General features: G+C 42.6%; 19 protein-coding genes, 1 tRNA gene and 1 pseudogene. 10 read left to right on the top strand and 11 right to left on the bottom strand.

What is annotated here, in order from left to right; translation table 11 throughout:
- Window positions 1-187: 187 nt before the first annotated feature.
- The 5 genes from ND16A_RS08630 to ND16A_RS08650 all read right to left on the bottom strand — a co-directional run bounded on the left by ND16A_RS08630 (window position 188) and on the right by ND16A_RS08650 (window position 7434).
- Window positions 188-1765 carry an ATP-binding protein gene (locus ND16A_RS08630; protein ID WP_033077762.1) on the bottom strand — a complete coding sequence of 526 codons (1578 nt, stop codon included), beginning with the start codon at window positions 1763-1765 and terminating at the stop codon, window positions 188-190.
- Window positions 1758-3842 (bottom strand): Mu transposase C-terminal domain-containing protein, encoded by a 2085-nt coding sequence (locus ND16A_RS08635; RefSeq protein WP_033077740.1) that lies wholly within the window; start codon window positions 3840-3842, stop codon window positions 1758-1760. Before ND16A_RS08635 ends, ND16A_RS08630 begins: the two co-directional genes overlap by 8 nt.
- The gene (locus ND16A_RS08640) at window positions 3832-4653 is read right to left on the bottom strand and encodes a heteromeric transposase endonuclease subunit TnsA (RefSeq protein ID WP_033077739.1); all 822 of its coding nucleotides are present in this window, start codon (window positions 4651-4653) and stop codon (window positions 3832-3834) included. The genes ND16A_RS08635 and ND16A_RS08640 overlap by 11 nt, the downstream gene beginning before the upstream one ends.
- 131 nt (window positions 4654-4784) lie before the next feature.
- Complete coding sequence (gene glmS / locus ND16A_RS08645) at window positions 4785-6632, bottom strand: glutamine--fructose-6-phosphate transaminase (isomerizing) (protein WP_033077738.1); 1848 nt, start codon at window positions 6630-6632, stop codon at window positions 4785-4787.
- A gap of 31 nt (window positions 6633-6663) precedes the next feature.
- Complete coding sequence (locus ND16A_RS08650) at window positions 6664-7434, bottom strand: DeoR/GlpR family DNA-binding transcription regulator (RefSeq protein ID WP_033077737.1); 771 nt, start codon at window positions 7432-7434, stop codon at window positions 6664-6666.
- 320 nt (window positions 7435-7754) lie between these two features.
- Here ND16A_RS08650 and hutG point away from each other — a divergent pair, with 320 nt between their 5' ends.
- From hutG to ND16A_RS08680, 6 genes are all read left to right on the top strand, one after another.
- Entirely contained in the window at window positions 7755-8540 is a 786-nt protein-coding gene (gene hutG / locus ND16A_RS08655; RefSeq protein WP_033077736.1) for an N-formylglutamate deformylase, read from the top strand.
- A gap of 57 nt (window positions 8541-8597) precedes the next feature.
- Window positions 8598-9971 (top strand): formimidoylglutamate deiminase, encoded by a 1374-nt coding sequence (locus tag ND16A_RS08660; RefSeq protein ID WP_033077735.1) that lies wholly within the window; start codon window positions 8598-8600, stop codon window positions 9969-9971.
- 60 nt (window positions 9972-10031) lie between these two features.
- A complete protein-coding gene (locus ND16A_RS08665; protein ID WP_033077734.1) occupies window positions 10032-10523 on the top strand; it encodes a formate dehydrogenase subunit gamma in 492 nt (163 codons plus the stop codon).
- A complete protein-coding gene (locus tag ND16A_RS08670) occupies window positions 10523-12085 on the top strand; it encodes a formate dehydrogenase beta subunit (RefSeq protein WP_033077733.1) in 1563 nt (520 codons plus the stop codon). Before ND16A_RS08665 ends, ND16A_RS08670 begins: the two co-directional genes overlap by 1 nt.
- A gap of 2 nt (window positions 12086-12087) precedes the next feature.
- Window positions 12088-15009 carry a formate dehydrogenase subunit alpha gene (gene fdhF / locus ND16A_RS08675; protein ID WP_235282114.1) on the top strand — a complete coding sequence of 974 codons (2922 nt, stop codon included), beginning with the start codon at window positions 12088-12090 and terminating at the stop codon, window positions 15007-15009.
- Window positions 15010-15088: 79 nt separating this feature from the next.
- Complete coding sequence (locus ND16A_RS08680) at window positions 15089-15316, top strand: formate dehydrogenase subunit delta (protein WP_033077732.1); 228 nt, start codon at window positions 15089-15091, stop codon at window positions 15314-15316.
- Window positions 15317-15319: 3 nt separating this feature from the next.
- Here the strand turns inward: ND16A_RS08680 and ND16A_RS08685 are convergent, their stop codons facing one another.
- A complete protein-coding gene (locus ND16A_RS08685; RefSeq protein WP_033077731.1) occupies window positions 15320-15676 on the bottom strand; it encodes a hypothetical protein in 357 nt (118 codons plus the stop codon).
- Window positions 15677-15844: 168 nt separating this feature from the next.
- Here ND16A_RS08685 and ccoG point away from each other — a divergent pair, with 168 nt between their 5' ends.
- The 4 genes and pseudogenes from ccoG to ND16A_RS08705 all read left to right on the top strand — a co-directional run.
- Window positions 15845-17329 carry a cytochrome c oxidase accessory protein CcoG gene (ccoG, locus tag ND16A_RS08690; RefSeq protein ID WP_081945580.1) on the top strand — a complete coding sequence of 495 codons (1485 nt, stop codon included), beginning with the start codon at window positions 15845-15847 and terminating at the stop codon, window positions 17327-17329.
- A gap of 11 nt (window positions 17330-17340) precedes the next feature.
- Window positions 17341-18321, top strand: coding sequence for a serine/threonine protein kinase (locus ND16A_RS08695; RefSeq protein ID WP_033077759.1), 981 nt, complete (start codon window positions 17341-17343; stop codon window positions 18319-18321).
- Between the two features lie 63 nt (window positions 18322-18384).
- Window positions 18385-19020 carry a thiol:disulfide interchange protein DsbA/DsbL gene (locus ND16A_RS08700; protein WP_033077730.1) on the top strand — a complete coding sequence of 212 codons (636 nt, stop codon included), beginning with the start codon at window positions 18385-18387 and terminating at the stop codon, window positions 19018-19020.
- Between the two features lie 52 nt (window positions 19021-19072).
- Window positions 19073-19348 (top strand): annotated as a pseudogene (locus ND16A_RS08705) (oxidoreductase); the annotation flags it as partial.
- A gap of 56 nt (window positions 19349-19404) precedes the next feature.
- Here the strand turns inward: ND16A_RS08705 and ND16A_RS08710 are convergent.
- The 5 genes from ND16A_RS08710 to ND16A_RS08725 form a co-directional block, all read right to left on the bottom strand.
- Window positions 19405-20067 carry a TVP38/TMEM64 family protein gene (locus ND16A_RS08710; RefSeq protein WP_033077728.1) on the bottom strand — a complete coding sequence of 221 codons (663 nt, stop codon included), beginning with the start codon at window positions 20065-20067 and terminating at the stop codon, window positions 19405-19407.
- 59 nt (window positions 20068-20126) lie between these two features.
- Window positions 20127-20804, bottom strand: a complete 678-nt coding sequence (locus ND16A_RS20265) for a single-stranded DNA-binding protein (RefSeq protein ID WP_081945579.1) — start codon at window positions 20802-20804, stop codon at window positions 20127-20129.
- 92 nt (window positions 20805-20896) lie between these two features.
- Complete coding sequence (locus ND16A_RS08715) at window positions 20897-21958, bottom strand: glycosyltransferase (protein WP_160173511.1); 1062 nt, start codon at window positions 21956-21958, stop codon at window positions 20897-20899.
- Window positions 21934-23436, bottom strand: a complete 1503-nt coding sequence (locus ND16A_RS08720; RefSeq protein WP_033077726.1) for a lipopolysaccharide biosynthesis protein — start codon at window positions 23434-23436, stop codon at window positions 21934-21936. The genes ND16A_RS08715 and ND16A_RS08720 overlap by 25 nt, the downstream gene beginning before the upstream one ends.
- Window positions 23437-23765: 329 nt before the next feature.
- A tRNA-Arg gene (locus ND16A_RS08725) sits at window positions 23766-23842 on the bottom strand.
- Between the last annotated feature and the right edge of the window lie 197 nt (window positions 23843-24039).

The following is a 24039-nucleotide window of genomic DNA, read 5'->3' as shown; positions in this document are numbered from 1 at the left end:
CCATTTCGAATGCAACGGTCATTTTATATACTTTTTTCTAATTATTCTGCGGCAAATAACTGCGGTTTTGCTCCGGCACTAACAGGTGGAGAGCAGGAGGTGTGCGGGATACACACACCAATCTTTATGAGCTAGTCTAGAATTCTCATTAACGTTAGATAATCGGCTTACAATAAGTGTTAGTTTTTTAAAGATAAGGTGAAATATCCAAAATAATCGCTTCCTGCTTCAAGTGTTTATAGGTGCCCAATGGTTCGGAGCTGTGAAACTGTCGAAGATCTTGGATCATGAATTTCGGCTGGAGTTTTTGCTTCTTTTTGTTGCTTGGTCTTCCCAAATCTATAGGCTTATCCTGTAACGATTTGATATGAGCCACTAGGCCAAATAAATCTTCTTTAGGCTTTTCTTCTATGGCTTGGCGCGCTACTAAAGGCGCTAGATCCTTGCCAATCCCTCCCTTAATCAGCATTTCTACAAGAGCACTAAAATTATCGTGGTGGCTTTCCTCTGGAACATCTTCAATTAATTTAATTTGTTCAGAAGCAAGTGCTGGTACGTTTTCTACGGTAATTTGCAGATCACCGAAATTATCGATCTCTGACTTTCTGCCACTTTGAAGCGCTTTAATCATGGGGTGAATAATCGAAAGCTCTTCATTATAAGTATCGGTAACTAAATCCAAATTAAAATATTCATATCCACTGGCAACGGCCCTACATTGGATCAAATAAAATAAGGTAACCGCTATATGGGGAATACCTTGTGTATATTCCCAAAATAACTCTTTATATTGGTTTGTAAGTTCTACCGGTTCGGCAAACCATTGTAATTTCCAGAGTCGTTTAATAAATTTATCCCAATCTTCTTCATCTTCTTGAGATTGCGACTTAGTAAAGCGATCCCATTGGATATACCCTATTTGGGCAGCTCTTCTTGCAGATCTCATCGTTGGTGAAAATAAGCTCAAGGCACTTGGGGTTCCTACAAGCAATACTGGTACTTTAATCACGTTATTCAAGGTGACGAAAAAGTTTAAAAGCTTTTCCACTCCGCCAGACTTTGCTACCTGTAAATGCTGTATTTCATCAATTACTAGTAAACCTATAGAATGTAGTGCGGCAATTCTGGCAATATCTCCTAACATCGATTCTGCGGATGAGCGCGCTTTTACATAAAGCTGTTCATATTCAGTATTAAGAACATTATCCACAGCTCTAAAAAAATGAATACATAAGCTGCGGGCTGAACCATCATGAGGGCAGTCAATTTTTAACCAAACCAATTGTATATGCTGGTATTCCGGATGGAATATGGCTTGATTTTCATAGCTTCTTAAGATAGCTTCTATCGCTGTAGTTTTCCCTGTGCCAGAACAACCTATAACGGAGCTTGAAAAAACAGTATTAGTTTTGTTTCTTGCTATAGCCCTAAAGTCTACCCTAGATATATCATTTAAATTTCGATGAAAGCTTGGTGATGCTATGCTTCGCTTTAAATATCCACGCCTAATCATGCTAGATATCATCTGTTCAAGTTGAAGATGTGCGCTGGTCGGATATAGAAAGCCATCCAATATTCGCATCATGGCGTGTCTTCGCAAGTATCCCGGCAAGGCTTTTTCACTTTCACCGACCTTAGGAAGGAGATTTAAAAACTTAGCGGTATCCTTAGGGCTATTAATAGCGGGCAGCGCATTTATTAGCGGATGATTACTATATTCTTCAATTTCGGGGGCAATATACTTGGCTTCTGGAATGTTATTCATCGTCATCCTCGAAAAACTGCTCTAGTGAAGGGTATTTGATCTTGTCTGGTTTTTTATTTGAATTTAGTTCAACGATATCCGCTGAGTTAGCTTCAGCTTGTTCAGGCTTTAAATTAATGCTTCTTTGATCACGTTCCAGATCTTTTTCTTCACGCCTGTTTTCTGATATTCCTGCAAGTTTTTGTGACTTAGTTAAGTTTGATGATTTTACCTTCTTATTTTGTTCTCGAGATGCAATTTCTTCTATTTTTACCTGCAAATCTGGAGCAACATAGTTTTGTGTTTGTTTAGCCATTGCTTCTGATTCTTTGGCTTCTTTTCTTATTCCAGCGGCATCCACAAAACACAGCCCCGCATATCTTCGGCTTCTATCGGCCAATTCACATATCCAGTAATCCTTATAATCGTTATTTGGACGAAGGTAAATTAAGTTTGTACGCCTTGGGTCAAAACCAACTTCAACCTTTTTAGGCCTTTTTTGTTTGAACCGATCAAACCACCCTCTTTGAAGCGCTTCCGAGCAGGTATAATACATTCCTTTAAATTTTATACCGAGTTCCGAAACAGTGCCTTTTTCATGAGGTAATAAATTAACTTTTACCCAACGTTCCTGACAGGGTCTTAAGCGGCCAGTGCGGTTTTTAATTCCCCAATTCCAAAGTTTAATTGGTACAGCGGGCAACTCCTCTGGCATATCAGAAGAAAAATCATAACCTTTAACTACTTGTGTATTGTTATGATTAATCACCAAATGGATAATTATCTCCGTAAATGAATGAAGTGTCAGCGTTGCATCTAATTCATATCTCTTACCTAAACGCTTTTTACCATTAATAGGTTCGACAACACCTTCGACATAGGGCTTAAATTTTGTCTGAATTGTTTTGAAATACCGCTCAACTCCCCCTTTATCATCACCGCGATATGATCGGCTATTGCTGAGTTGTATATTAAAAGCATTTACTAAAACATCAGCTTGCCTTCTATAGAGTTCACCTTTATCTGCAAGTATCGACGCAGGAAGGCCTATACTTGGCCACTGAGAAGAGTCAATATCTATACCGTACTCTTTGCAAAAGCTTACCTTGTCCAAAAACGCATTAGACATAGCCATCATGGCGGAGATCCATGATGGGTTTTCTAGTCCGACATAAAGGCCAACAACCATGCGACTAAACACATCTTTCACCATGTAAATTACCGGTCTTCCGATAATCTTTTCTCTATCATTTTCAGAAACAAGATATATGTCACCTATGGTTGCATCTATTTCATAGCGAGCCCCCGGGCCAAAATTAAGATAAGTCGAGGTACTAGTTAATGCTCTGATATCTTTATCATAAATTTTTGCGGGAACTCTCTTCTTTACCACCTCATTTTTTCGGTAATTTGTGATATAGAAATATCGAAACTGTCTCAGAGTAGGTATGTTTGTTGCGTCGGCATTTGGATAACGAGACTTGAAAATACTAATGGCTTTTATATGTGCGTCAGTAATTGAAACCTTGTCATTTTTGATAAAAAAACCATCTATAGCTAAACGAAAAATGGCCGCGACATCTTCTGTAACAATAATGCCAATTCCAGCAGATATGGTTCTCTTTCTACCTAGCTTCTTCTCCGTCTTTCTTCTTGCTTTTCCCTTTCCTCCAGACAAATGGTAATCGGGTGCTAAGGCGTTGGGACACATGCCCCTTCGCCAGTAACGATGGAGTTGCCGAATTATATATATACGCTTTTTACCTGAAACTTTTATAGCTTCTAGAATTAGGACATTTCTAGATTTTTTTTCAAATAAGCAATGATAGTTGTGGAGCAGTGGGGCTAAAGATATGAACGCTTCATCTCTTTTAAATTCCTGGTTAGATCCCGGCTCTGGTGTTGTTAATTCAAATGGCTCGTCAACAAGGGTTAATATAGAGTTAGCAATTTGTGTTTCTAACTCCTCAGTTGCGCGGGTTACTGGCCAGGTGCTTTCATCGTTTATACTAATAATCCATACGTAATCTATGTATTCGAAGACAACTCTAAATTGCTTTTCTGAGTGTTGCTCTTTATAGACTTTATTAAGAAACATGCCCAAGTGCTCCTTTATTTTTTTCATGACCAACGAAAATTAAATCTTCGACTTTCCAGTTAATATATTGCTGCCTGAGGTCCGCTTTTATAAAGTTATTAGCAATTGCAAATCTAAATATTTCTATGTGAAATCCAGGTGAAAGATGATATTCATCATCAAGCTCTCCACATCGCTTGGTTATTTTTTTAGTAGATGAATTTGAAAGGCGAGATATCAAAGTTTGAACATCTTCGTCTGAGATTTCATAATCGATCGAGGTATCAGCATCTAAAAATGAGCGTAACCACTGAAGGTTCATTTTTAATTCAGAGGGACGTTCATATTCAGTAAAAATATACCATTTAACACCTTTATTCTCCCAGTAAGCTTTCTCTATTTGCAGTTTTTCCAATACTCGTTTGTCATTTAGTTGTGCTGCGGGCTTAACGGCAATAGCTATGGATGTATTATTTTTACAATCCAATAATAAATCCGTTGATACAATGTAAAGTTCACCTTTAACTTGGGGATGTTTGATACCTAGTTGTTCACAGATTGTTAGGCTGCTACTTAAAGGTAAGGGAAATTGTTCTCGTATATCTGTGATGTTAGATGAACGATCGAAAATAAGAAAAGCAGCAAGCTCGATTCCGGAGTGAAAATGGTGAAGGCGTCCAACTGTTGAACTTTTTACTCTGATGCTTTCACCAGAACCACTGAATTCACCGACCTGAACAAATGGGATGTATGCTTTTCCACTCCCTTGACCTCGTTGATGTTCAAGCCTTTTTTTATCTTGCCTATTTAAGGGCTTATTTGAGTCAGACATAAAAACCTCCTGTTAGGCGTAGTTTAACAGGAAGATAAAAATGATCAATCTTTATTGTAAAAGGTCAATCTTTATTGTAAATGATCAGACTTTATTGTCTGCCGACAAAAGAGGTTAAATCGACTTAGCTGCTACTCAACCGTAACCGATTTTGCCAAGTTACGTGGTTGGTCAACGTCAGTACCTTTGATAATTGCCACATAATAAGACAATAATTGTAATGGTAAGGTATAGACGATTGGAGCGATGGCTTCATCACAATGTGGCACGTTAATCACCTTCATCGTGTCGTCACTGGCAAATTTGGCATCAATATCGGCAAACACATACATTAATCCGCCACGGGCACGAACTTCTTCGACGTTGGATTTTAATTTTTCAATTAAATCGTTTTGTGGCGCTACTACTATCACTGGCATGTCGGCATCGATCAGCGCTAACGGGCCATGTTTTAACTCACCTGCAGCGTAGGCTTCGGCATGAATGTAAGAAATTTCCTTCAGCTTCAGCGCGCCTTCCATTGCAATTGGGTATTGATCGCCACGGCCTAAGAACAAGGAATGCTGTTTGTCGGCAAAATCTTCGGCCAGGCCTTCGATTTCACTGGCAAGAGAGAGTACTTCTTCCAGTTTGTTCGGCAGAGACATTAATGAAGACACTAACTGTTTCTGTGTAGCTTCATCCATGGCTTTGTGTTGGCCGATGGCAATCGTCATCATCATTAAGCCGACTAACTGGGTGGTAAATGCCTTGGTCGAAGCAACCCCTATTTCAGCACCGGCTTTAGTCATAAAGGCTAAGTCGGACTCACGAACCAGTGAAGACCCAGGTACGTTGCAAATACTAAGACTGGCGCGATAGCCTAAATCTTTGGCTAACCGTAAGGCGGCTAAGGTATCTGCCGTTTCACCCGATTGAGAAATGGTGACAATTAGCGCATTTTTCGGCACGAACGATTTGCGGTAACGAAATTCACTGGCGATTTCAATATTACAGCTTACGCCGGCGTATTGCTCTAACCAATAACGGGCGACCATGCCTGAATGGTAGCTGGTACCACAGGCAATAATTTGCACGTGTTCGATGTCTTTAAATATTTCATCAGCGTTAACGCCTTGATCACTGGCGCCAAAGGCATTGCTGTTAATTTTACCGTCGCTAAAACGACCTTCCAGAGTATTACGAATCGCGGTAGGTTGCTCGTAAGTTTCTTTGAGCATGTAATGGCGATATTCGCCTTTATCGCCGGCATCGTGGCTAACGCTGGCTTCACTGATTTCGCGTTCGACGCTGTTACCGTCTTTATCGAAGATGTTTACTTCAAAACGAGTGATTTCAGCGACATCGCCTTCTTCCAGAAAAGAAAATCTACGGGTGACGGGTAATAACGCCATCATGTCGGAGGCGAGGAAGTTTTCCCCTAAGCCATAACCTATGACTAATGGGCTACCGGAACGTGCAACCACAACACGATCTTTATCATTGGTGTCCATGATCACTGTGCCGTACGCGCCTTCAAATTGCTTGCTGGCCTTTTGTGCCGCTTGCAATAAATTGTCGCTGGTTTTTAATTCATGATGGACTAAATGAGCAATTACTTCGGTATCGGTTTCTGAGACAAACACATAACCAAGCGCGCTTAACTGCTGCTTTAATGCCTGATGGTTTTCAATGATACCATTATGTACCACGGCAATATTGTCGCTCGACACATGCGGATGGGCATTGGCTTCACTGGGCACCCCATGCGTTGCCCAACGAGTATGGGCGATACCGGTACCGCCACTGGTTGGTGTTTCGGTGAGCGCATTGGCAAGTTCTTGCACTTTGCCTAAGCGGCGCACCCGTTGTAAGTTATTATCATTACCAATAACGGCAACACCGGCCGAATCGTAACCACGATATTCTAAACGGCGTAAGCCCTCTACTAAAATGTCTGCGACATCACGTTGTGCTACAGCACCTACTATTCCACACATAGTAACCCTTAATCTATTCGTTTATTTTTCTTTATTTAATCTGTGCACAGATGAGGTTGATCCCCTGCGCGCTAATTTCGTATTGCATCTGTTTTGATAAACCGTCGTCGGTGATCAAGGTGTCGATGCTCTGCCATGGCAATTCCAGGTTGGGAATTTTGCGGCCAATTTTTTCAGACTCAACCATGACGATTACTTCCCTGGCGACTTCACTCATCACTTGTGACAAACCGATCAGCTCATTAAACGTGGTGGTACCGCGCTCAATATCGATGCCATCGGCACCAATAAACAATTGGTCAAAGTCATATGATTTTAGTACTAATTCGGCAACTTTTCCTTGAAATGCTTCAGAGCTGCTATCCCAGGTACCACCAGTCATCAATAATGTTGGCTCATTCTCCAGAGCGTTCAGTGCATCGGCAATCGATAATGAATTAGTCATTACCACCAGGCCTTTTTTATGCACAAGTTCTGGAATGATTGCCGCGGTTGTGCGGCCGCTATCGACGATAATACGGTTATGATCACGGACATGTTTTGCCGCTTCGATGGCGATGGCTAATTTTTGTGTTGAAACTTTATCAGTATGATCTGGCGAGGTGATTTCTTTCGGTAGCGGTATTGCACCACCATATTTACGCAACAACAAACCACTCTTTTCTAACGCCGATAAATCTTTACGGATAGTCACTTCGGATGTTTCAAATTCAACGGCCAACGCGTCAACACTAACTTCACCCTGGTGAGTGACCTGGTTAAGAATATTGTGACGGCGTTGTTGAGTATTTCTTTTCGACATAGTTTTTATTGTATCGTTAATGAAAAAATCAATGTTTAGCACATGTTTCGTTTGAAATTTACTGCTAAAGCACAAGTTTCGTTTCGAAAGTTAGCGCATTAAAACAAAACTTAGCAGAAATAGCAAATTTAATCGCCGAACCAGTAAAGTTATAAAAATCTCGGCAGCTGAGAATTTACTTTGCCAGCGCTTGGTGAAAATGATAAATTGGCACTAATATTTAATTGTATATACAACTTTCTGGGCTGAGACTAGTTAGGTTGATATACTGTACTTAACCTGAATTTGGGTTATTGAGCACAGTAAACGTTGAGAGAGTCATGAGCAATTCATCTTATACCTTAGTGAAAGGTCGTATCCCGTTATTAATCAGTATGCCGCACAACGGCACAGACATCCCTGATGACATTAAAGCCAAAATGACCGACGTTGGTCTGTCGGTACAAGATACCGACTGGTACATGGATAGATTGTACGATTTTGCGGTTGAATTGGGCGCGTATATTTTAATGCCTCGTTATAATCGTTATGTGATTGATTTGAATCGTGATCCAACCGGCATTAATTTATATCCGGGCAGTGATACTACTGAGTTATGTCCAACCACAAGTTTTGACTCTGCAAGCTTATATCAAGAGGGCTGTTTACCTGATGAACCTGAAAATCAACGTCGGGTGGCATTGTACTGGCAACCCTACCATCAGGCGTTAAAATCGACTTTGGCAGCCTTGCAAAACGAATTTGGCAAGGCGGTGTTATTAGAGGCGCATTCAATTGCCTCAGTAGTGCCACGTTTTTTTGATGGTCAATTGCCAGATTTTAATTTTGGCACCAATAATGGCACTAGTTGCGCAGCTGAGTTAATCGATGCGGTCAATGACATTGATTTTGGTCCTTATTCCACCATCACCAATGGTCGATTCAAAGGCGGTTATATCACCAGAGAGTATGCCGATTTAGCAAAAAACATTCATACTTTGCAGCTGGAATTATCGCAACGCACTTATTTGAACGAGCCGACAAACGAGTATAACCAAGAGTTAGCCGGGCAAGTAAAGCTAAAACTACAAGCCTTGGTTGAAACCATGATTGCCTTCGCCAGATAAAATTAATATACACGCACTGATACCGCAGCCCAAACAACACCAGGACGATTTACACCGATGAGAAAATTATTTGCCGCAAATATTCTATTAGCCGACGGCTGGCAACAAGACAAAACCTTGCATATTGATAACGGTGTGCTCGTCAACATTACCGATGGTAAATACGATGACGCAGAGATTGCCGAGGGTGCGGTCTTACCCGGTATGGTGAATTGCCACTCGCATGCATTTCAGCGTGGTTTTGCCGGTTTTTCTGAACAAGGCAGTGAGTCTGGTGACAGTTTTTGGACCTGGCGCAAAATTATGTATCAGTTTCTCGATAATATCTCGACCGAACAAGCCGAAATTATTGCCAAACAGCTTTATATCGAAATGCTAAAAGCCGGATATACCCGCGTAGCCGAGTTCCATTATTTGCATCATCAAAAATCGGGCGATGTTCATAATCAGTTGGCGGCAATGGCGAAAGCGGTATTTAATGCGGCAAAAGTGAGTGGCATTGGCATTACTATGCTGCCGGTAATGTATCGTTTTAGCGGTTTTGGACCGCTTGCGCCTAATGCTGGTCAAAAGCGTTTTATCAATTCTATTGAACAATTCAATCAACTGGTTAGCGACTGTTTTGAACTGGCCGCACTACAAGGTAATGCCAATGTTGGCATTGCGCCGCATTCATTACGCGCGGTAGATAAAGCATCGTTAATGGCCGCAGTCAGCCATGTGCGCAGTTTGGATGATAAAGCGCCGGTGCATATTCATATTGCTGAGCAGCAAAAAGAAGTTCAGGATTGTGTTGCGCATTATGGCAAGCGCCCGGTGCAATGGTTACTCGATAATGTCGAGCTCGACCAACACTGGTGTTTAATCCATGCCACCCATATTGATGACAGCGAAATTGCCGGCATGATTGCCAGTAAAGCGATAGCTGGAATTTGCCCAACGACGGAAGCGAACCTGGGGGATGGTATTTTCCCCACTACGCAATTTATGGCCGATGGCGGGCAAGTGGCTATTGGTTCCGACAGTCATATCAGTGTTAGTGCCATTGAAGAGTTACGGTTATTGGAATACTCACAACGCTTGCTCAGGCAGCAGCGGGCCATTTTAGCGACTAGTGATACAAAATCGGTAGGGCAAAACTTATGGCAACATACGGCTCGTGCGGGGGCATTGAGTACCAATAGCAATACCGGTGAACTGGCACTCGGCAAGCAAGCAGATTTATTGGTGTTGGATAATCAGCAAAGCAAACTGTTTGCCAATCAAAATCAATTTATTATCGACAGCATGATTTTTGCCAGTCAGCAAAACCCGATTAAAGATGTTATGGTCAATGGGCAGTGGGTGATTGTTGATGGTCAGCATGAGCAGCAGCAGCAAAGCGCTGCTAATTTTGCCGAAACCTTACAGTCTTTGGGCAACAACCGTTAATATTCAATCGCTATAAACTAACAAAATTTGATGACCGTAAATTGTCAGGAACGCATTAACATGACGGAGTTTAATCAACAGGCAAAACAACACGTTGCCGATATTATTGAGCAAAAGCGACAACTCCCCGGTGCCTTGTTGCCAGTATTGCACGATATTCAAAATACGCTGGGCTTTATTCCGCCACAGGCAATCGCACTAATTGCTAGCGCATTAAACCAGACGGAAGCCGAAATTCATGGGGTGATCAGCTTCTATCATCATTTTAAAACCAGGCCCGTTGGCGCGCATGTGATTGAAGTTTGTCGCGCCGAAGCCTGTCAGGCCATGGGCAGTCGAGAGCTTGAACAACACGTTAAGAACACGCTAAACCTTGATTACCACCAAAACACAAAAGATCAACAGTTTAGCCTGGAGCCAGTGTATTGCCTGGGCAATTGTGCCTGTGCCCCGTCGATACGCGTTGCCGATAAAGTCTATGGTCGAATGAACGCGGAAAAGTTTGCGCAACTGTTAGATAAACTGACAACGTATGTGGTGGAGTTAAACTAATGGCAGCGATTAAACTCTATATTCCCGACGATACCACCGCCGTTGCCATGGGCGCCGATGATGTGTGTCAGGCCATTAGCAATGTTGCCAAGCAAAAAGATATTGAAATCGAAGTCGTACGTAACGGCTCTCGTGGCCTATTTTATTTGGAGCCATTGGTGGAAGTTGCAACGTCACAAGGGCGTGTTGCGTATGGTCCGGTAACCGTTGATGATATTGAATCATTGTTTGCAGCCGATTTCATTCATGCTGGTAAGCATCCGTTAGCGCATGGTCTTACTGAAGAAATTCCATTTTTAAAAAATCAACAACGCTTAACCTTTGCCCGGGTTGGCATAACCGAACCGTTATCATTAAGCGATTACCAACAACATGATGGTTTTAAAGGCTTGCAAAAAGCATTAACACATTGCTCGCAAGAGTTGGTCGATATTGTCAAAGAATCTGGTTTACGTGGCCGTGGTGGCGCAGCATTCCCGGCGGGCATTAAATGGCAAACCGTACTCGATGCCAGGGGCAGCGAAAAGTACATAGTGTGTAATGCCGATGAAGGCGATTCCGGCACGTTTTCCGATCGAATGATCATGGAAGCCGACCCTTATGTATTAATTGAAGGCATGGTGATCGCAGGCCTGGCGGTAGGGGCTGAACAAGGCTATATCTACCTGCGCAGTGAATATCCAAAAGCGGCGGAAAAATTAACCGCGGCAATCACTCTTGCGGAGCAAGCCGGCTTTTTAGGCAACAACATAGGTGGCAGTAACAACAGCTTTACTTTAGAACTTCGTATTGGCGCTGGTGCCTACATTTGTGGTGAAGAAACCGCCTTGCTTGAAAGCCTGGAAGGCAAGCGTGGTATGGTGCGAGCGAAACCGCCATTGCCGGCCATTGAAGGTTTATTTGGCCAGCCCACCATCGTCAATAATGTTATTACCTTGGCTACCATCCCGATAATTTTGGCCAAAGGTGGCCAGTATTATCAAGATTTTGGTATGGGCCGATCGCGCGGTACGCTGCCAATGCAACTGGCAGGCAATATCAAACAAGGCGGCTTAGTTGAACTGGCGTTTGGCTGCACCTTAGAGCAATTAGTGTTTGAATTTGGTCAGGGCACTTATTCGGCTAAACCGGCAAAAGCAATACAGGTTGGTGGCCCATTGGGTGCCTATTTACCGAAACAGCAATGGCAAACGCCATTGGATTATGAATCCTTCACCGCAATAAGTGCCGTGCTTGGCCATGGCGGCGTTGTGGTTTTTGATGAAACAGCCGATATGGCGGCACAAGCACGATTTGCCATGGAGTTTTGTAAAGTCGAATCTTGTGGCAAATGTACGCCGTGCCGTATTGGCTCTACTCGCGGTATCGAAGTCATCGATAAGATCACTAACGGCCAGGATAGTGATGCTAACTTGCAGTTACTTGCCGATCTTTGCGACACTATGGTGGTTGGCTCATTATGCGCTATGGGCGGTATGACGCCATTTCCGGTGCAGAGTATTATGCAATATTTTGGCGAAGAGCTATTGCCAAAAGATTCACTAGCGAAAGAGGTGCTTTAGTTATGAAAGTTTCTAGCATGGTTGAATATTTTGACCCTGCAACCGCGGGTTTTGGTAAAGCCGATTTTTCAAAGGTCGATTTTTCAAAGGATTATGGCACCCCAGAAGTTATTAGTGATAAGCAAGTAACGCTAGAGATTGATGGCATGAGTATCAGCGTTACTGCCGGCACTTCGGTGTTTCGTGCCGCCGCACTTGCCGACATTAATATCCCGAAATTATGTGCCAGCGATAACTTGCAAGCATTCGGTTCTTGCCGAATGTGTGTGGTAGAAATTGCCGGCCGTCGTGGCATGCCCGCATCTTGCACTACGCCGGTGGAGGAAGGTATGCAGGTTACCACGCAAAACGGAAAAATTGCCAAATTGCGGCGCAACATCATGGAATTGTACATCTCGGATCACCCGCTTGATTGTTTAACCTGCCCAAGCAATGGCGATTGTGAATTACAAGATGTGGCTGGTGCTGTGGGCTTGCGTGAAGTCCGTTATGGTTTCAGTGGTGAAAATCACCTGACGGCAGAACAAGATAGCTCCAACCCGTATTTTAGTTTCGATCCGAGTAAATGTATTGTGTGTTCGCGCTGTGTTCGTGCTTGTGAAGAAGTGCAAGGTACGTTTGCCTTAACCATTGATGGCCGCGGCTTTGACTCAAAAGTGTCTACCGGTATCGACAGTGCCGGCAATGATAACGATTTTTTAAGTTCGGATTGCGTTTCTTGTGGCGCTTGCGTGCAAGCGTGTCCAACCTCCACGTTAATGGAAAAAAGCGTTATTGAGCAAGGTCAACCTGAGCATAGTATTATCACCACGTGCGCCTATTGTGGTGTCGGCTGTACTTTTGAAGCACAAATGCGTGGCAATGAAGTGATCCGTATGGTGCCATCCAAGGGCGGAGAGGCGAATCAGGGCCACTCCTGTGTAAAAGGTCGGTTTGCTTTTGGTTATGCCACTCACGAAGACCGTATTACTACGCCGATGATCCGTCACTCTATTGACCAACCATGGCAGCAAGTGAGCTGGCAACAAGCAATAGATTTTGCCGCGACACGTTTTAAAGATATTCAAAGTGAACATGGTAAAGACTCGATTGGTGGCATTACTTCCTCACGCTGTACCAATGAAGAAACCTATTTAGTACAAAAATTGATTCGAGCCGCGTTTGGTAACAATAATACTGACACTTGTGCTCGGGTATGTCATTCGCCCACCGGTTATGGCTTAAAAGCCACATTGGGCGAATCTGCGGGTACACAAACGTTTGAATCGGTACTGCAAAGTGATGTGATCATGGTGATTGGGGCCAACCCAACGGATGCCCATCCGGTATTTGGTTCGTTGATGAAAAAGCGCCTGCGTCAGGGGGCAAAACTTATTGTCGTTGACCCGCGCCAAATCGATTTGGTGAAAAGCGCCCATATTCAGGCCGATCACCATTTAAAAATTCGCCCTGGCACCAATGTCGCATTTGTCAATGCGATGGCGCATGTGATTGCCACTGAAGGATTGCTCGATCAAGACTTTATCGAGCAGCGTTGTCAGCAACAAGCATTTAATACCTGGCTTGAATTTATTAAAAATGAGCGTCACTCACCGGAAACTACTAGCGATATAACCGGTATTGATGCCATTGAATTGCGTAATGCTGCCCGCTTGTATGCTGGCGTGAAAAATGGCGCAATTTTTTATGGCCTTGGGGTAACCGAACATAGCCAGGGCTCGAGCATGGTTATGGGTATCGCTAATCTGGCACTTGCTACCGGCAATATCGGTCGGGAAGGGGTCGGGGTGAACCCCTTGCGTGGTCAAAATAATGTGCAAGGTTCCTGTGATATGGGCTCATTTCCCCATGAGTTACCGGGTTATCAGCACGTATCGGTAAAAGCTAACCGCGAGCGATTCGAGCAAGTGTGGCAAGTGAAAATTGATGCAGAACCGGGTTTGCGCATACCCAATATGTTTGACGCCGCCATCGATGGTAGCTTCAAAGGCTTATATTGTCAGGGCGAAGATATTGCTCAGTCTGATCCGAATACCCAACATGTACAAGCGGCATTGAAAGCGATGGACTGTATTGTGGTACAAGATATTTTCTTAAATGAAACGGCGAAATATGCCCATGTATTTTTACCTGGCGCTTCCTTTTTAGAAAAAGACGGCACCTTTACCAATGCAGAACGTCGCATCAACCGGGTACGACAAGTTATGCCGCCATTGGCGGGGATGGCTGACTGGCAAGCAACCATGGCATTATCGAACGCGCTTGGTTATGAAATGAATTACCAGCATCCAAGCGAGATCATGGCGGAAATTGCCGAATTAACGCCAAGTTTTGCCGGGGTGAGTTATGAAAAGCTCGAGCAACTTGGCTCCATTCAATGGCCATGTAATGAGCATATGCCAAATGGTACGCCAACCATGCATTTGCACGACTTCCCCATTGGCCTGGGCAAATTTGCCGTTACCGAATTTGTTGCCACAACCGAGCGTGCCAGTCGTAAATACCCATTGTTGTTAACTACGGGTCGTATTTTGAGTCAGTACAACGTTGGTGCACAAACCAGACGCACCGATAACCAACACTGGCATGACGAAGACCGATTAGATATTCATCCGAATGACGCCGAGCAACGCGGCATTAATGAAAGTGACTGGGTTGGTATTGCCAGCCGCGCAGGAGAAACGGTGTTGCGCGCGCATATTACCGAGAAAATGCAGCCAGGGGTGGTTTATACCACCTTTCATCACCCGGAAAGTGGCGCAAACGTGGTAACTACAGACAATTCAGACTGGGCGACTAACTGTCCGGAATATAAGGTGACCGCGGTAGAAGCAATTAAGGTAAAAACACCCTCTAATTGGCAGCAACGCTATCAAGAGTTTTCGCAAAAACAGGGTGAGTATTTACAAAAAGCGAAGCGCTAGTCACAAAATTAATAAGGTTGCGCTGGCCAGTTCTATATAGGCCGGCTTTGGCCGCACCAATAGGCTTAAAGGAAAAACTATGTTGTCGCTAAAACTGCAAAATTTAATCAAAATGCTCAATCAAATTGCAGCAAACATTTGTTTGGCTGGAGATGAACAGCAGGCGGCAGTTGAAGTTGCCCACCATATCGTGGCATTTTGGGCGAAGTCGATGAAAGTAGATGTCATTGAATATTATCAAAGTGATGGTGAACAATTATTGCCAGTGTCGAAGCAAGCGCTGGACATTCTTATCGCCAACACCTAGTCGTTAATTATGAATGCGATATTGTTCTATGGTACTGCACACCTTCTTCAGATGTTCGTGGCGTAATCTGGAATTTCCGTTGTTTTTATCGCAATATTCTTGATGAAAGGCGCGCACAGAGCTTCTCGATGAAGCAATTTTTTCGAGATATGCGATTTCACCTTTTGTGTACTTGTCAAAATCTCTTTTTAATTCGTTGAGCAGCTTACTGGGTGCAACTTTGACTTTGGTCTCGGCTACTTCCGAAAAACTCTGTTTGGCCTGGCCAATATAAGTATCGTACCACTCATTGACTTGCTCATTCGGGTAAAAGTGCAGATATACTGCAATGGCGACAATGATTATTAATATGTTTTTCATAGTCCTGATCCCTGCTGGTTGCGCAAATTAACTTGTATATAATTTAGATAATACCGTATTTTTGTATAAATGCTAAAAAAACTGAAAAAGTTAATCTAAATCACACAATAATATGCCTTTATTGTTATAATTAGCCCATAAAAAGACTAAGCGCATTCGGGAAAGGTTATGGTTGACCAGCAAAGGCCTAAATCAGCAGAACAGACAACTCAAACGAAAACTCATTCTAAAGCAATACCTGTTAAAACCATTCCAGTAAAAAATATTAGGATTGAAAAACCGAAAGATTCCGGCGTTGAACAATACAAACCTCGCGATCAAATCTATGTTCGAAAAGTAACAGGGGTTTTTCAAGCAATTCGCCGCAAGATGAATTTCTTCTTTTTGGCACTGTTTGCCGTTCTGCCCTGGCTGCAGTATAACGGTCAGCAAGCCATATTATTTGATATCGGCGAACAACGCTTTAATCTGTGGGGGCTTACCTTATGGCCACAAGATTTAACCTTATTGGCCTGGCTCTTTATCATTAGTGCGTTTTTATTATTTTTTGTCACCACGTTCCTTGGTCGGGTGTGGTGTGGTTACTTGTGCCCGCAAACCGTTTGGACCTTCATTTTTATTTGGTTTGAAGAGAAATTTGAAGGAGCGGCGAATAAGCGCAAACGCTTAGATCAACAAGCGATGAATTTTGATAAATTGTGGCGGAAATCGGCAAAACATGGTTGTTGGTTAATCTTCTCCACCCTAACGGCGTTAACATTTGCCGGCTATTTCACCCCGATGCAACAACTCACCATAGACTTTTTCACCTTTAGCGCCTCCATTACGGTGGTGAGTGTGATCACCTTCTTTGCTTTTTGTACTTATGGTAATGCCGGTTGGATGCGAGAGGTGATGTGTTTGCATATGTGCCCCTATTCTCGTTTTCAATCGGCGATGTTTGACCAAAATACACTAACAGTCTCTTATGATGCCAATCGTGGTGAAAGCAGAGGTCCACGCGGACGAAAAGCTGACCCTAAAGAATTAGGGTTAGGCGATTGCATCGATTGCAGTTTGTGTGTGGAAGTGTGCCCTACCGGTATCGATATTCGTAACGGTTTGCAATACGAATGCATTAACTGTGGTGCCTGTGCCGATGCCTGTGACGGCGTTATGGAAAAGATGAAGTACAACAAAGGCTTAATCCGTTACACCACAGAAACCGCGTTACAAGGAAAGCACGTACATATCCTTCGGCCGAAATTATTTGTCTATGCTACGGTATTATTATTGATGTGTGGGTTTTTTATCGCCGATTTGGCAACCCGGGTGCCGCTGCAATTGGATATTATTCGTGACCGAAATACCCTCGCTCGTGAAAATATCGACGGCTTTGTGGAAAACGTTTACACCTTGAAGATATTGAATAAATCGCAAGTTGAAAGCACTTACCAAATTAGTGTTGAAGGTTTCGCAAATTATCAATGGCAAGGGGACAAAAAAGTCACGATTAAGGCTGCGGATATCCATACCATTACCATCAGCATTGCCATTGATCCTGTTGAGATTAAGCAATATATGACAGATATATCCTTTGTCATTCAAAAAATAGAGCCAACGGATAATGATGTGATCATTAAACAAGGCAGCAAATTTTTCAATAAACGATAATGGCGGCTCCCTTGGCAGATTTTAGTTTTAGCACACTTAATCCCGACACCATTATTGATGGTTTGGAAGCGGCGGGATTTAGTGTAGCCAGCGGATTGCTGGCATTAAATAGTTATGAAAACCGGGTATACCAGTTTCATGACGATGACAACATTAAATATGTTACCAAGTTTTATCGTCCGAACCGTTGGTCGTTAGCCGCCATTGTGGAAGAGCATGATTTTGCCCTTGAACTGGCCGCAGAAGAATTACCGATAGTGGCACCACTAGTTCGTGACGGGATAAGTGTATTTAGCCATAAAGGCTTTTATTTTGCGGTATTCCCTTGCCGTGGCGGTCGTATTTTTGAAGTGGATAATTTAGACCAACTTGAATGGATGGGGCGCTTTGTCGGGCGCATTCATGCCGTTGCCAGCCAGCAAGCGTTTGTGCACCGGCCAATGATAAGTACGGAAGAAAGTTTAGTGCAAGCTCGCACGATAATTCGTGCTGGCGATATGGTGAGTCCGGGTTTGCAGACACCATTTTTTACCATTTTGGATCAGGTGATCGAGTTAGCTGCAGGACAATACAAACCACAAACCCAGATCCGTTTACATGGCGATTGCCATGCCGGCAATATCCTCTGGACCGATGCCGGACCACACTTTGTCGACCTTGATGATTGCCGTACTGGCCCTGCGATTCAGGACTTGTGGATGATGCTTTCCGGAGACCGACAAAACAAGCTGTTACAATTGGATACACTGCTTTTGGGTTATGAGGAGTTTTTTTCATTTGAACATAGCCAGCTATCACTGATAGAATCATTGCGAACAATGAGATTAATTAACTATATGGCATGGTTAACTAAGCGCTGGCAAGATCCGGCATTTCCCCGTAACTTTCCCTGGTTTAATACCGAGAAGTATTGGGAACAGCAGATTTTAATGTTAAAAGAGCAATATGCAGTTTTACAAGAGCCAAGTTTAAGCTTGAACCAGCATTTTTAAATCAAGGTTAACGATTACCGATGCCAAATAGACAGATAAAAATATGCAAGGATTTTAGAAAATATGAAAAAATTTATCAGTATGATATTTGTGGCCTTACTCGTGCCATTCGCTTCACAAGCTGCCGATTATAAAGAAGGTACGCATTACTCCGTCGTTAACGAAAAAGTGAGTGCTAAACCAGAAGTGCGCGAGTATTTTTCGTTCTACTGTCCTCACTGTTTACGCTTTGAGCCATTAATGAAAGACATTGCCAAGTCATTACCTGCAGGCTCTAGCTTTGAAAAAAACCACGTAGATTTTTTACGAGCGGCCAGTCCGGAAGTGCAATTTAATATCACTAAGGCTTTGGTTGTTGCAATGCAAATGCCGCAAAAAGAAACCTTAGTTGCGGCAATGTTTGATGCCATTCAAGTACAACGTAAACCTCTTGCTTCGACTGCAGAGTTACGCAAGTTATTTGAAAGTGTTGGCGCTGATGGCGAAAAATTTGAGAAGTTGATGAGCAGCTTCGGGGTTAATTCAAAAGCCAAGCAAATGAAAAAATTCCAGGACGAGATGACACGTAAAGGCGCTATTACTGGCGTACCAACGATTATTGTCAATGGAAAATACAAAGTTGAAGCTGGCGGCTTAGATAAAAAGGATTTCTTAAATGACTATAAAAATCTTGTTTTGCATTTATTAACGCTGAAATAATATTCAACAACTTGATACTATTTTACTAAGGCCCTACGGGGCCTTTTTTTGTTTGCCCTTTCTGCATATTGGTATTTTTGATGATGGCATGGAATTTGACTACTTAGGGGGTCGTGTTTCTAGTTATGTTAGAGCTAACTATAATCAAACCTTAGTAGGTGTCGGTAGTTACAGTGCTGAAACGGCAAGTACAGCAATAGAGAGAGACCAGTTTGATCTTATCGCAATTGGTCGGCCGTTTATCGCTAACCCCGATTATGTCGCTAAAATTCGAAACAACCAGCCCTTGGTCAGTTATGCTGAAGAAATGTTAACCTCCTTAGTTTAACCTTTATCTGAAAAGCAAGAGGCAGCCAAACTAGCTACCTCTTGTTTACTTTCCATCTAGTTATTAATTTGTAGATCTGATTCATATCTGCGATACAATCGATAGCTCAACAAAATAGCAATAACACTTAACAGAGCACTGGCGCCAATCTGCCAATATGACATTAATTGTACGCCACTGCCCGCCAAAGCAAAGATCGCCATTTGTGGAAAATAGCCTATGTACGAGCCGCTAATAAATCGAAAGGCGTTAATGTTAGCAACACCTGCCGCCAGGTTTAACAAGAAATTATTGCCAGCAGGTATTAAGCGGATGATAAACGTTTTTTGAAAGGTATCGTGCTGTAAAAAGCGGTTAAAAATTTCGACTTTGTCATTTAGATGCTTGAGTACCATTGGTCTGGCAATAAAGCGGGCAAAACTAAAGCTAAGGCCGCAACCTAACGCTGCGGCAAATGTAGCAACCACTGTACCTTGCCAAATACCGAAGGCATAGCCTGCAGCAAAGGCGGCTACTTGTCTTGGCAGGCCGACACTCGTTGCCAAAGCAATTACGGCAATAAAATACAAGAGCCCTGACTGCCCTTTGTCATGGATATTTTGCTCTATCCAGCGTTGATCGAATTGATCTATGAACCCGGAAAACTGAAAAATTAGGGCAATAGCAGCACTTATTAGTAAAAAGATACCAATAAATTTAATTTCATTTATGTATTTCATCAGACGGTTTACTTGATGTTAAATTTTTTATATGGCGTGTTAACAGAACAATAACATGCCTATTTCGTTGGGCAGATTATAACCCGTTTGGCATCAATAAACTGTTGCTGTTTGTTATTACTAACATAGCTTACGCTACCTGTAATTAATAACTGTTCATTATCCTTAACTTTACCGGCAAAGTACTCTGCAGTTTTCCCCCAAAGGTGAACCAAGCGTTGAATTTTTTGACCGTTAAAATGATGATCTGATTCGACAAAGCCTGGCTCATTTATGCTGACGGTAAATTCGGCAAGGCTAACGTTATTTTCGGTTTTCACTAATTTCACTTCTGAGCTAAGCGTGGCATTGCAAATGATCTGATTAATGCCACTGTGTATGCCTTTGCCTAATAATGACAGCGATTCCACCTGGATGAAATCTTTTGATGTTTTATCTGAGGTTGCTAAAGCGCCATGGATGAGTAATAACTGACCTTTGTCAGCATGCAAAAAATGCTTTTCTACATGCTGTCCTTCAAAGTGACAGGCATGATAACTGGTCCAGTCTTTATAGGAATTTGATTTCTTATCAAACCAGGAATGGTTGGTGGCAATAACAAATTCCGCTATAGGTACAACCGGGTTAGCGCGATAGCGAATTTCCGGCTTGGCGACCAAATTACCTGCCAGAATCGCGTGGCATTGTTGCTTTTTTTCTATTTGCTGAGCAATGGCTCGAGGTTTATCGTTCATCATAATGCATTAAAATTTGTCTGATAAACAACATAATAGGGAAATAAGGCAGCGAAGAAAACCATAAAACAAAAAATAATAGCATTCATTGATAACTACTTTAAAGCGTCACAGGCACTATCCCAGGTAAGAGCATAGGCATTTTCCAAAATTTTACATTCTGAATATTTTCTGGTCGGAAACTTTTCCATCGCGGAAACTAATTCCTTTATTTCATTGGGATGATATAAGATACCACAATCATCAGTGATGATATCCGTAAGATAACCCAGTTTGGGGGCAATTACCGGCCGTCCAAACCCTAAGGCAAGAACCGCGGCACCGGAGGTTAGGGATTCTTCGTAAGGCAAGACCACAACATCACAAGCCAATAAGTAATTTTGCAACTTCTCATCTGGAATGAATGTTGCCTCGATGTGGAATTTCTTCTCAGTTATCTTGCCCAGTGAAGCAATGACTTTTTTATAATAGTCCTGATCCTGAAATTTGCCGGCAATCAGCAGCATGGAATTGTTGGGCAGATATTCGAAAGCTTCTGTTAGCAGATGCACATTTTTATATTTCGAGCATAAGCCAATGAATAAATATACGGTCTGATCTTCTGCAATATTAAAATAAGATCGTGCTTTTACACGGGTGATCGTTTTGGGATAGTAGTCGACCCAACTGCCGTGTTCAATTATTTTCAATTTCGATTTTACCAGTGGAAACTCATTAATCAGAGTTTTAGCTGCGGTCTCTCGGTGAACAAATACCTTTGAGCATAATAAAATTACCAGCCACCGGGCTATTTTATCAATAAATGGTGTTGAACTGGGGTTATGTGGATAAAGGTTATGTGCCGTCCAATATAATGAACTGCATTTAATTTTAATGTAGAGCAGAAACAAACAGAATTTTATAAAAGCTATAACCTCTGACAGCATGCCTTTTTTTGTCGCATAGAAAAAAGACGGCCAATGCAGATGAACACTATCAAATTTCTTTAAATTTTTTAACAGCCAGCGACCGGCAAACACCCCTTCCGTAACCTTGACTCCCTGGCTCTCTAAGGCCTGATAAAGCGCTTCATTATAGGCTATGCCACTTTTGGGAAAGGCGACTATCGACACTTCCTTGCTATCATTGTTGCTCATCTCATTTTCTCCTTTACCCAATTATTAAAGGAATATTTTTTGATATGCGCAATAATCCCTTTTTCTGCGGCATCTGGTTTTCCCGCTAACCCCCATAATATGAGAGTAAATAAAATATATAAAATTGCACCCAGGAATATCTTGAACAATAAAACCAGCACGTTATCAAGGATGCCAATTTGGGAGATATTGATGAGAATGGTAAACATTAGCACCCCCGCAGTCACCGGTCGCCAAACAACATTGATGATCTGCTTAAAGCTCACCTTGCATCTGTTCACCACCAGGGCACTGACCACAAGAAACATCACTATACCAATCAGCGCCCTTGAATAAGCGATTCCTTGAATGCCGGCGAAATAAAAGGCCGGATAAATGGTAAGCATCGTTATCACTGCCTGAATCCAGTATATGTAAGCAGTGTATTTGACATCGCCAGAGATGATCAGCAGATTACCTGAAATTCCATACATTGATGTACACATGGCGAAGAATACCAAGGACTCTATCAGCGGCACCACCGGCGTCCACTTGTCGCCACCACCTAAAAACAGTGGCACTAATTCATGCGACACCGCGCCAAAGCCCAAGGCAACTGGAACCGCAACCATCGTCATCATCGATAGCGCCTTTAAATAGGCGGCAATGAGCCGGTCATGATCATCCTTGATTTTGGCTAACCCCGGAACCAAAGCCCGGCCAAACGGTTGTTGGATTTCGGTGATCGCTAAAAAGGACAGTTCGGTGCCCCATCTGTAATAGCCTATTTTTGTTGGTGTTGATAAAAATGAGAGAATAATCAAATCGCCTTGCATGCTGATATATTCCGCGACATTACGCACCAGAACCCATTGCGAAAAACACCAAAGATCAGAGATTTTTGTAAAACAGAATTTTGGCCGGAATTTAATTACCAGATAGCTTGCCACTACCATGACAAGATTACTTAACAAGGTGCCAACAACCAAAGCCATATATGACCTGAAATAGAAAGCCAAGCCAATGGTGATACAAGTGGAAATAATTTTGGGCAGAACATTATAGGAAAAATCCTGAGAAAATTTCATCTCTTTCTGAAATTTAATCGTCCCGATGTTTTCAAAGCCCCTGAGCAAGGCGCCAAGGGCTAGAATTTGACAGATCATTTCCAGCCTTATATCGCCATAAAGCTGGGCTATTAGGGGGGAGAACGCCGTCAAAAGGCCGGCAACCACCACGGATTGCAGTAGACGGATGGTCCAGGCGGTATGAAAATGCTCATCCGTTGCTTTATTATTTTGAATCAGTGCCCAGTTAACACCAAAATCACATAACAGCGAGACCAGGCCGAAGATGACAAGTACGGTTGCCACAAGGCCAAAATCCTCCGGCACCAGGAGTCTGGCCAAAATTGCTGAGCTGATAAAGCCAAGCCCCCTGATGCACCACCGCATGGCAACATAGAACTTGGTGCCTTTAATGACTTCGTCAGATAAGGACGTAGGGTGTTGTGATGACATAGATTATCTTTGTTAATTTTATTCTAATAGAGAATTCCTTTCTTTTTAGTGTAGTGAACTTATAAAAAAAAGGATTAAGATCTGTAGCGATAAAATTAATCTGGTCAAATTTTTGTGCCATTGCACTGCTTTAATAGTCATTTTTCCCGGTTTTCTGCATTAAAACCAAGTTTAATATAGTGAATCTTATCTCGCATCCTGAGCTGGTGTAATTACACCAATGGTGACAAAAAAAAGCGGCAGTCATATTTCAATGACCATTTATGGTAGTAAATATTGGTGAAGTCGTTAAAACTGCAATGCTTAAAGCGAGTAGAACGTTAATGGAATGGCCCACCCGAGAGGAGTCGAACCTCTGACCTCGCCCTCCGGAGGGGCGCGCTCTATCCAGCTGAGCTACGGGTGGTTGTAAAAGACAGTCAAATGACTGAGACTTGCAAATGCCATTTTAACCATCAGATAGTTACTGTCAACCAATGAGTTAAGGTATGAGCTTGTTTGTTGAAATAATGAGCATTTTTTCAAAGTTTGCACCGTTTTGCATTAAGCAAAATGGTTATTATCAACTATCCTTAAGCAATGCTTGATTTAAAAATAACAACA

Source organism: Thalassotalea sp. ND16A, from assembly GCF_000764205.1.
GTDB lineage: Bacteria > Pseudomonadota > Gammaproteobacteria > Enterobacterales > Alteromonadaceae > Thalassotalea_A.
The sequence above is the reverse complement of the archived record's forward strand: the minus strand, read 5'-3'. Positions and strand labels throughout refer to the sequence as shown.